This is a genomic window from Allobosea robiniae (assembly GCF_900102525.1).
Lineage (GTDB): Bacteria > Pseudomonadota > Alphaproteobacteria > Rhizobiales > Beijerinckiaceae > Allobosea > Allobosea robiniae.
This window is the reverse complement of sequence record NZ_FNBZ01000001.1, coordinates 991,795-1,004,279: the sequence shown is the minus strand read 5'-3', so window position 1 is coordinate 1,004,279 and position 12,485 is coordinate 991,795. Positions and strand designations below refer to the sequence as shown.

8 protein-coding genes are annotated in these 12,485 nt (G+C 67.4%); 5 read left to right on the top strand and 3 right to left on the bottom strand.

The features are described 5' to 3' along the window. Nucleotides 1–4: 4 nt before the first annotated feature. The 3 genes from BLQ70_RS04585 to BLQ70_RS04575 are packed head-to-tail and all read right to left on the bottom strand — an operon-like array spanning nucleotide 5 to nucleotide 6,812. Nucleotides 5–883, bottom strand: a complete 879-nt coding sequence (locus tag BLQ70_RS04585) for a transglutaminase family protein (protein ID WP_091855963.1) — start codon at nucleotides 881–883, stop codon at nucleotides 5–7. Beyond that, complete coding sequence (locus BLQ70_RS04580; protein ID WP_091855962.1) at nucleotides 880–3,402, bottom strand: circularly permuted type 2 ATP-grasp protein; 2,523 nt, start codon at nucleotides 3,400–3,402, stop codon at nucleotides 880–882. Before BLQ70_RS04580 ends, BLQ70_RS04585 begins: the two co-directional genes overlap by 4 nt. 8 nt (nucleotides 3,403–3,410) lie before the next feature. Then, on the bottom strand, nucleotides 3,411–6,812 hold the full coding sequence (locus BLQ70_RS04575; protein WP_091855961.1) for a transglutaminase family protein: 3,402 nt from the start codon (nucleotides 6,810–6,812) through the stop codon (nucleotides 3,411–3,413). A gap of 234 nt (nucleotides 6,813–7,046) precedes the next feature. On the opposite strand from BLQ70_RS04575, the gene BLQ70_RS04570 reads away from it, so the two are divergent. The 5 genes from BLQ70_RS04570 to BLQ70_RS04550 all read left to right on the top strand — a co-directional run bounded on the left by BLQ70_RS04570 (nucleotide 7,047) and on the right by BLQ70_RS04550 (nucleotide 12,400). Continuing rightward, nucleotides 7,047–8,651 (top strand): ABC transporter substrate-binding protein, encoded by a 1,605-nt coding sequence (locus tag BLQ70_RS04570; RefSeq protein ID WP_091855960.1) that lies wholly within the window; start codon nucleotides 7,047–7,049, stop codon nucleotides 8,649–8,651. 155 nt (nucleotides 8,652–8,806) lie between these two features. Continuing rightward, nucleotides 8,807–9,871 carry an ABC transporter permease gene (locus tag BLQ70_RS04565; RefSeq protein ID WP_091855959.1) on the top strand — a complete coding sequence of 355 codons (1,065 nt, stop codon included), beginning with the start codon at nucleotides 8,807–8,809 and terminating at the stop codon, nucleotides 9,869–9,871. Between the two features lie 12 nt (nucleotides 9,872–9,883). Then, nucleotides 9,884–10,789 carry a nickel transporter permease gene (gene nikC / locus BLQ70_RS04560; protein ID WP_091855958.1) on the top strand — a complete coding sequence of 302 codons (906 nt, stop codon included), beginning with the start codon at nucleotides 9,884–9,886 and terminating at the stop codon, nucleotides 10,787–10,789. Between the two features lie 4 nt (nucleotides 10,790–10,793). Then, entirely contained in the window at nucleotides 10,794–11,651 is an 858-nt protein-coding gene (locus tag BLQ70_RS04555; protein ID WP_091855957.1) for an ABC transporter ATP-binding protein, read from the top strand. After that, the gene (locus tag BLQ70_RS04550) at nucleotides 11,648–12,400 is read left to right on the top strand and encodes an ABC transporter ATP-binding protein (protein WP_091855956.1); all 753 of its coding nucleotides are present in this window, start codon (nucleotides 11,648–11,650) and stop codon (nucleotides 12,398–12,400) included. The genes BLQ70_RS04555 and BLQ70_RS04550 overlap by 4 nt, the downstream gene beginning before the upstream one ends. Nucleotides 12,401–12,485: the final 85 nt, after the last annotated feature.

The following is a 12,485-nucleotide window of genomic DNA, read 5'->3' as shown; positions in this document are numbered from 1 at the left end:
AAGCTCAGCCGACCGGGACGACGTCGACGGCGACGCCGACCTTCTGCGTGCCCGGCCCAATCACGACGCCGTCGAGCGGCGCGACATCGGCATAGTCGCGGCCGAAGGCGGTGACGATATGGTCGTCGGCGACGATCAGGTCATTGGTCGGGTCGAGCCCGATCCAGCCGGTCTCCGGCCCGCACCACAGCATCGCCCAGGCATGGCTGGCATCGGCGCCTTCGAGCCGCTTCTGGCCCGGCGGCGGGATGGTGCGGATATAGCCGGAGACATAGGCCGCCGGCAGGCCGAGGCCTCTGAGGCCCGCGATCATGATATGCGCGAAATCCTGGCAGACGCCGTGGCGCTGGTCGAAAGCCTCGGCCAATGGCGTCGTCACCTCGGTCGCCTCGGGATCGTAGGTGAAGTCGCGCCTGATCCTGGCCATCAGTTCGCAGGCCGCTTCCAGCACCGGTCGGCCGGCGTCGAAGCTCGACCGGGCATAGTCGATCACCGCGGGGACATGCGGCACGAGCCGACTGGGATAAAGGTGATGCGCTGGCGAATCCGGCGCGAGGCTCCGGGAATCGAGCGCCAGCGCCGCGACATCCTCCCAGTTCCGCGTCAGCCCGGTATGGGGCGGCGGCGGCCGGTCGACCTCGATCCGCGCCCGCATTTCGAGCTTCAGCTCGCGATGCGGCTTGGTGATCGTGATCGTGGTCATGCGGTTGCCGAAGAAGCAGAGCCCGTCATTGCGTTCGGCCGGGCGGGGCGCGATCAGCAACTCGCTCTTCAGCACGCGCTGGCCCGCCCCGTCGCGCGGCAAAAGCCGCAGGATGCAGCGGGAAAAAGGCACCGGCCGGCTATAGCCGTAGGTCGTGACGTGGCGCAGCTCGTAGATCACGCGATGCTCGTCATCCGCGAGCCTTCGGGGCCGCTGTTCTGCAGGAAATAGCGATCGGCGATCGCGCCCGAGAGCCCCATCAGCAACTGTTCGAACAGCAGGATGCTGGTGCGGTCGAGCCGGCTTGCCTCCATCGTCCGGCAATCGGCCGCCAGTCGCAGCACCAGCCGGCGCGGTGCCTCCAGCATGCCGTCATCGGCAAGCGTCGGCAGGGCGGCGATCTCGGCGTCGAGCCGCTCGACCTGAAAGGCGACCGAGCGCGGATTGTAGGGGTCGAGCATGACGAGGTCGAGCACGGGCTGCAGGCTGGCGCCAAGCAGATAGCGCGAGCGATAGGTGATCTGCGAGTCGGTCAGGTCGAGCAGCGCGTCGAGACTGTCACTGGAGGCGTTGCTGTCGGCGAACTGCCGGGCGAAGCGGCAGGTCGCGATGCCCCGTTCCAGCCGCCTGCCGATATCGAGGAAGCGCCAGCCGTTGCCGCGCACCATGTTTTCCTGGCCGAGGCCGGAGAAGGCGGCGAGCGATTTCAGCGCCCGGTCGGCGATCTCGTAGGCCTCGCCCTCGCTCGGCTTGCGCCCGTCCTCGGGATCGAGCTGGCGCTGGAGGTCGCCGAACAATCGCCAGGCATCGACGGAGAGGCGCTCGCGGATGCCCGAGGCGGTGCGCCGCGCCTCGCGCAGCGAAGCGGCGGCCGAGCCGTAATCGTCGAGGCTGTAGAGCGCGGCATAGGCCTGTGCCGCAGGCGCCCGGCGTTCCTGCCCGGTGGGCGCGGCGCCCCAGGCAACGAGCATGCCGGCGAGCTGGCGCACCGTGTCGTTGCGGCCGGGCGCCGGGTCGGGATCGATCAGGCGGCCGAGCAGAGCGCGCACCAGGCGCAGGATCGCCTCGCCGCGCTCCAGATAGCGTCCGAGCCAGAACAGGTTGTCGGCGGCCCGGCTCGGCAGCGTGCCGGTGACGCGGCGGATGCTGATGCGGTCCGGCGCCGGCAGCAGGGTGACCTGCGCGACTGGCTCATTCGAGGTGACCCAGACATCGCTGGAGCGCACGCCGTTGCGCATGCTGACCGCACGGGCATCGGGCTCGTCGGAGATCCGGCAGAAGCCACCGGGCATCACTTTCCAGCCGTCGGGCGTCGCTGCGGCGAAGACGCGCAGCGTCATCGGATGCGGTTCGAGCCGGCCGTTCTGGAAGACCGGCATGGTCGAGAGCCTGACGACCTCCTGCCCGACATAATCCATGCCATGCGCCTCGATGCGCTCGCGCAGCGCTGCGCGCTCCGCCTCCGGCAATTCCCCGGCCACGACCTGAGATGCGTCGGTGCCGTTGCCGCCGCCGCGGAAGGCCGGTGCGATGGTCATCTCGCCCAGCCTGTCGAGCACGGTCTGCCGCTCCTGCGGCTGCCCGCACCACCATGTCGCGATATTCGGCAGGATCAGGTCCTGGCCGAGCAGTTTCCGCGCCAGAGCTGGCAGGAAGCCCATCAGGGCGCGTGCCTCGACGACCCCGGAGCCGAGCCCGTTGGCGATGCGGACCTGACCTTGCCGGGCGGCCTCGACCAGCCCGGCGACACCGAGCGCCGAGCGGGAATTGAGCTCGAGCGGATCGGCGAAATCGCCGTCGATGCGTCGCCAGATCACGTCGGCGCGCTTCAGGCCGGCGATGGTGCGCACATGCACGCGGCCCTCGCGCATCAGCAGGTCGCCACCCTCGACCAGCAGGAAGCCGAGATAGCGCGCCAGATAGGCCTGCTCGAAATAGCTTTCGTTGAGCGGGCCGGGCGTCAGCAGGGCGATGCGCGGCTCGACACGCTTCGAGCTGGAAACCAGCCCCGCTCGAAAGCCCTGGAAGAAGGCCGCCAGCCGCTCGATGTTCATGTTGCGGAACATGTCGGGGAAGGCGCGCGCCAGCGCCAGCCGGTTCTCCAGCGCGTAGCCGGCGCCGGAGGGGGCCTGGGTCCGGTCTTGCAGCACCCACCAGCGTCCGTCCGGACCACGGCCGAGATCGGCCGCATAGAGCTGGAGCGTGCCGCCGCCTGCGATCCCGTGCATCGGGCGCAGGTAATCGGGGCTGCCGGTGACGACGGCAGCGGGCAGGAGGCCCTCCGCGATCAATTCGCCCGGCCCGTAGATGTCGTCGAGCAGGGTCGAGAGCAATTCGGCGCGCTGCGTCACGCCGGCGGCGATCGCCTGCCATTCCGCCTCGGGAATGACGAGCGGCACATGCGACAAGGGCCAGGCACGCTCGCCGACGCCGGGGTCGCGCTCGTCGATATCGCCATGGACGCGATAGGACACGCCGGTGTCGCGGACATGCCGGTCGGCCAACCCGAAGCGCTGGTTCAGCTCAGAGGGCGACAAGGCGCACCAGCCCGACAGGAACGGCTCCCAATGCGGGCGCACATTCCCGTTCTCGTCGATGAACTCGTCGCAGACGCCCGGCAAGGGACGATAGCCGGCAAGCAGCGATGCGCGCCGCTCGGCCCTGCTGCGTCCCGATCGGATGCGGCCCTGCACCGGCATTCTTCGCGTCAGATCCCTGTCGGGCGCCTCAGATCCAGCGTGAGCGGGAATTCGGCGCTGCGTTCCTCCGGCGGAATCGCCAGAGCGCCGGGACTATGACCGATCGCCTCGAAACGTGCGAGCCGTCTTGCCTCCGCCTCGTAGGAATTGACCGGAGGTGTCTCGTAATTGCGCCCCCCGGGATGGGCGACATGGTAGACGCAACCGCCGAGCGAGCGGCCGGACCAGAGATCGACGATGTCGAAGGTCAATGGCGCATGCACCGGGATCTTCGGATGCAGGCCAGATGCCGGCTGCCACGCCTTGAAGCGCACCGCTGCGACGGCCTCGCCCGAGACGCCGGTGTCCGTCAGCGGCAGGCGCCGGCCGTTGCAGGTGACGAGATGACGGCCCGGGACCAGTCCGGTCGCCTTGACCTGCAGACGCTCGATCGACGAGTCGACATAGCGCACCGTGCCGCCGATCGCGCCTTCTTCGCCCATGACATGCCAGGGTTCGAGCGCCTGCCGGATCTCGATCGCGACGCCGCCATGCGCGACCTTGCCGAAGAAGGGAAATCGGAACTCGGCCTGCGCCTCGAACCAGACGGGATCGAAGGCATAGCCGGCGCGCTTGAGGTCTGCGAGCACGTCCTTGAAATCCTGCCAGACCATCTCGGGCAGCATGAAACGGTCATGCAAGGTCGTGCCCCACCGAACCAGCTTACCGTCGAGCGGCTCCCGCCAGAACCAGGCGATGAGCGCGCGCAGCAGCAATTGCTGGGCGAGCGACATCCGTGCATCCGGCGGCATCTCGAAGCCGCGGAATTCGACCAGCCCGAGCCGCCCGGTCGGCCCATCAGGCGAATAGAGCTTGTCGATGCAGATCTCGGTGCGGTGCGTGTTGCCGGAGACGTCGACCAGCAGGTTGCGCAACAGCCGGTCGACCAGCCAGAGCGGGATCGGCTTTTCGCCGGGCCTGGGCACCTGCGCCAGTGCGATCTCCAGTTCGTAGAGCTGATCCTGCCTTGCCTCGTCGATGCGCGGCGCCTGGCTGGTCGGGCCGATGAACAGCCCCGAGAACAGGTAGGACAGCGACGGGTGCCGGTTCCAGTAGAGGATGATGCTCTTGAGCAGGTCCGGCCGGCGCAGGAAGGGCGAGTCGGCCGGCGTCACGCCACCGAGCACGACATGGTTGCCGCCGCCGGTGCCGGTATGGCGGCCGTCGACCATGAACTTCTCGGCGCAGAGCCGCGCCAGCCGCGCCTCCTCGTAGACGCCCTGCGTGATCGCCGCCGCCTCGCGCCAGTCCTTTGCCGGGTGGATATTGACCTCGATCACGCCGGGATCGGGCGTGACCTTGATGACGTCGAGACGCGGGTCGAAGGGCGGCGCATAGCCCTCGATATGCACGGGCTGGCCGAGCTCCTCCGCCACCGCCTCGACCGAGGCGACAAGGTCGAGATAATCCTCCAGCCGCTCGACCGGGGGCAGGAAGACGCAGAGCACATTGTCGCGGATCTCGAGGCTGAGCGCGGTGCGGACATGCTCGCCGCCGATCTCCTGCTCGCGCCGGTCCTGGACCGGACCCGCCGCCGCAGTTGCGCCGATGCTCATCTGTGCCGGACCGGGCCGTTCCTCCGTGGTGGCCGGCTCCGCAGGCCGCGCCTCGGGATGATCGGTCCAGCTCGCTCCGGCGGGGCCGGCCGCGGCCAGGGGCGGGCGCGACTCCATCGGGTCCTGCGGATGGATATGCGGGTATTCGGCCTTGGGCACGACCGGCAGCGAGCCCAATGGCAGCCGATAGCCGACCGGCGAGTCGCCGGGCACCAGGAAGAGCTTGCCGCGGCGCAGCTGCCATTTCTCCGAGCGCCAGCGGCGGTCGTTCGCGCCTGCCTGCCAGCGCTGCACCGGGATGACGTAGCCGCGCGGATTGCCGAGGCCGAGCTCGAAGACCCGCGCCATCCGCGAGCGCTCCTCCGGATCGGAAAGGCGCGAATCGAGCGGGTCGACATTGTCGGGCAGCTGCGCCTCCTTGAGCAGCCAGACACCGGTGTCCTCATAGGCCGGCATCACATGGTCGGCGCCGAGCCCGAGCCTCTCGGAAAGCCCCTGCGCCAGCGCCTCGGCGTCGCGGATCGTGGAGGCGATGTCGAGTTCGCGGTCGCCGCCGGTCTGCGCGCCGGGCTCGCGGGCGATGAGATCGGCATTGCGCCAGATCGGCTGGCCATCCCGGCGCCAGTAGAGCGCGAAGGCCCAGCGCGGCAGGGTCTCGCCCGGATACCATTTGCCCTGGCCGTAATGCAGCATCCCGCCGGGCGCGAAGCGCTGGCGCAGCCGGCGGATCAGCACGTCTGCGCGCTGGCGCTTGGTCGGCCCGACGGCGGCGATGTTCCATTCCTCGCCGGTCTGGTCGTCGATCGAGACGAAGGTCGGTTCGCCGCCCAAGGTGAGACGGACATCCTGCGCCTGCAGATCGGCCTCGACCTTGTCACCGAGCGCGTCGAGCTCGCCCCAGGACGCGTCGGAGAAGGGCAGCGTGATGCGCGGCACCTCGTGCACCCGCGTCACGCTCATCTGGAAGTCGAAGCTCGTCTCGGCATAGCTCGCAACGCCCGAGACCGGCGCGGCCGAGCGATAATGCGCCGTCGCCGCCAGCGGCAGATGGCCCTCGCCGGTGAGCAGCCCCGAGGTCGGGTCGAGCCCGACCCAGCCGGCGCCGGGGATATAGACCTCGGCCCAGGCGTGGAGGTCGGTGAAGTCCTTGTCGGTCCCGCGTGGGCCTTCGAGCGGATCGATATCCGCCTTCATCTGGATCAGATAGCCGGAGACGAAGCGCGCCGCGAGGCCGAGATGCCGGAGCGCCTGGACCAGCAGCCAGCTCGTGTCTCGGCAGGAGCCCGACCCGATCGACAGCGTATGCTCCGGCTCCTGCACGCCGGGCTCCATGCGGATGCCATAGGCGATGCGCCGCTGCAGGCGGGCATTGAGGTCGACGATGAAGTTGACGGTGTTCAGCGGCTCGCGCGGCAGCTCGGCGAGGAAGGCGCAGAGCAGCGGCCCGGCCGGCTCCGTGACCAGGTAAGGCGCAAGCTCCTCCGTCTGCTCTTGCGTGTAGGCGAAGGGGAAGGTCTCTGCCTGCGCTTCGACGAAGAAATCGAATGGATTGATGATCGACAGTTCGGTGACGACATCGACCTCGATCCGGAATTCCATCACGGGTTCCGGAAAAACAAATCGGGCCAGCCAGTTGCCGGCCGGGTCCTGCTGCCAGTTCACGAAATGTTGTGCCGGCGTCACCTTCAGCGAGTAGCTTTGGATTGCGGCCCGGCAATGCGGCGCCGGTCGCAGGCGCACGATCTGCGGCCCGAGCGTGACCGGCCGGTCGTAGCGGTAGTGCGTGACATGGTTCAGCGCGGCGATGATGGCCAAGTTTCGCCCCCTAGTCCCAGGCGAAAGCCGCCGGCGACGTCAGGTTAGCGGGGCGGTCGGCGCGCGCAAGGAGTCGCCAAGGCCGGAAAGCTCCCTGAGTGCCGGGTTGCTGCTCAAGAGATGTGCAAAATGCCCCGCCGAGCCCTTTCCATCGCCGTTCGTCGACTGGACAGCCGCTAGGGACTGGTTGCACATAGCGCCCAACGGGCGGCTAGCGCCCGCGCAACACGAACAATGGGGAAATCGATGCGTCACGTAGCCAAGTTGATGGCGGTTTCGGCCTTTGCGGCCCTGATGTCGACCACCGCCGCCTTCGCGCAGACGCCGAAGGACACGATCGTGATGGCCAAGCAGATCGACGACATCATCACACTCGATCCGGCCGAGGCCTTCGAGTTCTCGGGCGTCGAGGTCGGCGCGAATGTCTACGACAAGCTCATCAATATCGACATCGCCAAGAATAACGAGCTGATCCCGGATCTTGCCGAGAGCTGGACCGTCAGCCCCGACAACCTGACCTACACCTTCAAGCTGCGCAAAGGCGTGAAGTTCCACTCCGGCAACCCGATGACCGCCGCCGACGTGGTCTATTCCTTCCAGCGCGCGGTCACGCTCAACAAGTCGCCGGGCTTCATCCTGCGCCAGTTCGGCTTCGTCGCCGAGAACGTGCTCGACAAGGTCAAGGCCGTCGACGAGAACACCGTCCAGATCACGGTCTCGAAGCCTTTCGCCCCGACCTTCTTCTATAACTGCCTGACCTCCGGCGTCGCTGCCATCGTCGACTCCAAGCTGGTCAAGGCCAACGAGAAGGATGGCGACTGGGGCAATGGCTGGCTGAAGCTGAATTCGGCCGGCTCCGGCGCCTACAAGGTCCGCAGCTATCGCCCGAACGAGCAGTACACGCTCGACGCCAACGAGAGCTGGTGGAAGGGCGCCCCGAAGAGCAAGCGCATCGTCGTGCGCCATGTCGCGGAGCCGGCCTCGCAGCGCCTCCTCGTCGAGAAGGGCGACGTCGATATCGCCCGCAACCTCTCCAAGGACCAGCTCGCGGCGGTCAAGACCAACGACGCGATCAAGATCGTCCAGGGCGACAAGGGCTACATCCTTTATCTCGGCCTGAACCAGAAGAACCCGAACCTCGCCAAGCCCGAGGTCCGCGAGGCGCTCAAGCTCTTGGTCGACTACGCCTCGATCGAGAAGAACATCCTCGAGGGCACCTATAAGGGCCACGAATCCTTCCTGCCGCAGGGCTTCCTCGGCGCGATCACGGACAAGCCCTATTCGCTCAACGTCGCCAAGGCGAAGGAACTGCTGGCCAAGGCCGGGCTCCCCAACGGCTTCACCGTGACGATGGACACCCGTTCGGTCGCGCCGATCACCGACATCGCTCAGGCGATCCAGGCGACATGGGCCCAGGCCGGCGTCAAGCTGGAGATCATCCCCGGCGACGGCAAGCAGACGCTGACCAAGTACCGCGCCCGCACCCATGACATCTATATCGGCCAGTGGGGGCCGGACTATCTCGACCCGCACACCAATGCCGAGACCTTCGCCATCAACGAGGACAATGGCGAGGAGGCGAAGTCGAAGACGCTGGCCTGGCGCAATGCCTGGGATATCCCGCAGATGACCAAGACCACCCAGGCCGCCGTGCTGGAATCCGATGCGGCCAAGCGCAAGACCGCCTATGAGGGCCTGCAGCGCGAGCACCAGAAGGTTTCGCCCTTCGTCATCATGTTCCAGCAGATCGAGGTCTCGGCCGAGCGCAAGAACGTGAACGGCTGGGTCATCGGACCGAGCTCGGACACCAACCGCTACGCCCCCATCACCAAGAACTGAGCCCCCGGCTCAGGAGCCCGCCGCGATCCTGAAAGGTCGCGGCGGGTTTCCTTTCATGCCTCATCTCCGGATATGCCCCGGATGTCCGCGCAGCCTGGATTGCTCGCGGCCGGTTCCGGCATACCGACGAAAAACACAAGAAATGGAGGCGGGTCATGACAGCCGTGACGCAAGCTCCCACAGCCAAGGCCGCCGCGCCGGGAAGGCTTCGCCGCTGGGGCCGCGCCCTTTCGCGCGAGCTGACCACCGTGGTCATCACCATGTTCGGCCTGCTGCTGGTCACCTTCTTCATCGCCCGCGTCATTCCGATCGATCCCGTGCTCGCCGTCGTCGGCGACAACGCCCGACCCGAGACCTATGAGGCGGCGCGCATCGAGCTCGGCCTCGACAAGCCGCTCTGGCAGCAATTCGCGATCTATATCGGCAAGGTCTTCACCGGGAATCTCGGTACCTCCGTGCTGACCTCGAACCCGGTCGTCGAGGACATCAAGCGCGTCTTCCCGGCGACGCTGGAGCTCGCGACGCTCGGCACGCTGATCGGCGTCCTCATCGGCGTGCCGCTCGGCATCCTCGCCGCCGTCAACCAGGGCCGCTGGCAGGACCAGGTCGCCCGCGTCGTCGGCCTCGTCGGCTATTCCGTCCCGGTCTTCTGGATCGGCCTGATGGCGCTGCTGCTGTTCTACGCCAAGCTCGGCTGGGTCGCTGGTCCCGGGCGCATCTCGGTCGTCTGGCAGGACATCGTCACCACCCGCACCGGCGTCATCATGATCGATGCCGCGCTGGAGGGCGAATGGGAGGCGTTCTGGGACGCCTTCTCGCATCTGATCCTGCCGGCCTTGGTTCTCGGCCTGCTTTCGGTCGCCTATATCAGCCGCATGACGCGCAGCTTCATGATCACCGAGCTGCAGCAGCAATATGTCATCGCCGCCCGCGTGAAGGGCGTCTCCGAGACGGCCGTGATCTGGCGCCACGCGCTGCGCAACGCCGCCGTGCCGCTCTTCACCGTGATCGCGCTCTCCTACATGCATCTGCTGGAGGGCTCGGTGCTGACCGAGACGATCTTCGCCTGGCCGGGCCTCGGCCGCTATCTCACCAACGCCCTGCTCAATGCCGACATGAACGCGGTGCTCGGCGGCACGCTGGTGGTCGGCGTCGTCTTCATCGCGGTCAATCTCCTGACCGACATCATCGGCCGCCTCGCCGATCCGCGCGTGCGCTGAGGGGGCGGACACATGAGCGATACCTCCTCGACTGGCCTGCATGCCTGGCTGATCAGCGACAGCCCTGAGACGCGCCGCCAGGCCCGCCTCGGCCAGCTCTACCGGCAATGGCTTGCCTTCAAGCGCAACCCGATGGCGGTGGCGGGCCTCGTCATCATCGTCCTGCTGCTGCTGATCGCCGCCTTCGCGCCCCTGATCGCGCCCTTCGATCCGATCGCGCAGACGCTCGACAAGCGCCTGCTGCCGCCGTCGGCGACCAACTGGTTCGGCACCGACGCGCTCGGCCGTGACATCTTCAGCCGCATCGTCTACGGCACGCGCATCACGCTGGTGATCGTGCTGCTGGTCGTCGTCACGGTCGGCCCCTTCGGCCTGCTGATCGGCGCGATCTCCGGCTATTACGGCGGCTGGGTCGATCGTCTGCTGATGCGCATCACCGACGTCTTCCTCGCCTTCCCGCGCCTCGTTCTGGCGCTGGCCTTCGTCGCGGCGCTCGGCCCCGGCATCGTCAATGCCATCATCGCCATCGCGATCACGACCTGGCCGCCTTACGCTCGCGTCGCCCGCGCCGAGACCATGGTGATCCGCAACCAGGATTACATCGCCGCGATGCGCCTGCAGGGTGCCTCGCAGGGGCGCATCATCTGGAAGCATGTCGTGCCGATGTGCATGTCCTCGCTGATCGTGCGTACCACCTTCGACATGGCGGGCATCATCCTGACGGCCGCTGGCCTCGGCTTCCTCGGTCTCGGTGCCCAGCCGCCGATGCCAGAATGGGGCGCGATGATCTCCGCCGGCCGCGAGCAGATCTTCGACCAGTGGTGGGTCGCGACCTTCCCCGGCGTCGCCATCTGCATCGTCGCGCTCGGCTTCAACCTGCTCGGCGACGGGCTCCGCGACGTCATGGATGCGAGGTAAGCCGATGACGAGCGAGCAGCCTCTTCTCGAAGTCGACAATCTCAAGGTCGATTTCCACACACCGACCGGCATCGTCCACGCCGTGCGCGGCCTGTCCTTCACGCTCGGCCGCGAGCGGCTCGGCATCGTCGGCGAGTCCGGTTCCGGCAAGTCGATGACCGGCCGCGCCATCCTCGACCTGATCCCGCATCCCGGCGTCGTCAGCGCCGACCGCATGCGCTTCCGCGGCCAGGACCTGACGGCCATGGACAAGGGTATCAGGCGCAAGCTCCGCGGCCGCCACATCTCCATGGTGATGCAGGACCCGAAATTCTCGCTGAATCCGGTCGAGACCGTGGGCAGCCAGATCGCCGAGGCCTATCGCATCCACCGCAAGGCCGGCTCCCGCGAGGCGCGCGAGCGCAGCCTTGCCATGCTGGAGCAGGTGCAGATCCGCGAGCCCGCGCGCGTCTACGACCTTTACCCGCACGAGGTCTCGGGCGGCATGGGCCAGCGCGTCATGATCGCGATGATGCTGATCGCTGAGCCCGAGGTCCTGATCGCCGACGAACCGACCTCGGCGCTCGACGTCACCGTTCAACTCCAGATCCTGAAGATCCTCGACGATCTCGTCACCGAGCGCGGCATGGGGCTGATCTTCATCAGCCACGACCTGCATCTGGTGCAGTCCTTCTGCGACCGCGTCATCGTCATGTATGGCGGCAAGGTCATGGAGACGCTGCCGGCGGCGGAACTCGCGGACACGGCCGCGCGCAGCCGGCGCCACCCCTATACGCTCGGCCTGCTCGAATGCCTGCCGGACCTCGACCATCCTCGGGCGAAACTCGCCACCCTCAACCGTGACCCTGCGTGGCTGGCATGACGAACGCAGCGATCTCCGTCGACAAGCTCAACGTCTCCTTCGGCGACTCCCATGTCGTGAAGGACCTCTCCTTCGAAGTCCGCAAGGGCGAGAGCTACGGCCTCGTCGGCGAGTCCGGCTCGGGCAAGTCGACCGTCCTGCGGGTGCTTTCCGGTCTCAACCGCGAATGGAGCGGCAATGTCGCGATCGAGGGCGTTGTGCAGCCCAAGGCTCGCGACAAGGCTTTCTACCGCAACGTCCAGATGGTCTTCCAGGACCCCTATGGTTCGCTGCATCCCAAGAAGACGGTCGACGATACGCTGGCCGAACCGCTCGCGATCCATGGCCTCGACAATGCCGAGGCCCGGATCGGCAAGGCGCTCTCCGATGTTGGCCTGCCGGCCTCGTTCCGCTTCCGCTACCCGCACCAGCTCTCGGGCGGCCAGCGCCAGCGCGTCGCGATCGCGCGAGCGCTCGTGCTCGAACCCTCGATCCTGCTGCTGGACGAGCCGACCTCGGCGCTCGACGTCTCGATCCAGGCGGAGGTGCTGAACCTGCTCGCGGCGCTGCGGCAGGAACGCAAGCTGACCTATATCCTCGTCAGCCACGATCTCTCGGTCGTTGGCCACATGTGCGAGCGCCTGCTGGTCATGCAGTTCGGCCGTGCCGTCGAGGAAATGACGGTCGAGACCCTGGCCGCGCGCCAGCCGCAGACAGCCTATGCCCAGCAATTGCTGACCGCGAGCGCAGGCTTCCGGCGCGCGGGCTGAACGACGAGGGGATCGGCCCTGCGCCGTCCCCTCTTTGCAGCGCGGCAAATCCGTCTCACTCTGGTCGCAGCCTTGCGCTAGCTGC

Bases quoted from the DNA above. Each gene is read 5' to 3' on its own strand.
- BLQ70_RS04580 (WP_091855962.1), bottom strand. From the start codon at position 3,402: ATGCCGGTGCAGGGCCGCATCCGATCGGGACGCAGCAGGGCCGAGCGG.
- BLQ70_RS04570 (WP_091855960.1), top strand. From the start codon at position 7,047: ATGGGGAAATCGATGCGTCACGTAGCCAAGTTGATGGCGGTTTCGGCC.
- BLQ70_RS04565 (WP_091855959.1), top strand. From the start codon at position 8,807: ATGACAGCCGTGACGCAAGCTCCCACAGCCAAGGCCGCCGCGCCGGGA.
- nikC (WP_091855958.1), top strand. From the start codon at position 9,884: ATGAGCGATACCTCCTCGACTGGCCTGCATGCCTGGCTGATCAGCGAC.
- BLQ70_RS04555 (WP_091855957.1), top strand. From the start codon at position 10,794: ATGACGAGCGAGCAGCCTCTTCTCGAAGTCGACAATCTCAAGGTCGAT.
- BLQ70_RS04550 (WP_091855956.1), top strand. From the start codon at position 11,648: ATGACGAACGCAGCGATCTCCGTCGACAAGCTCAACGTCTCCTTCGGC.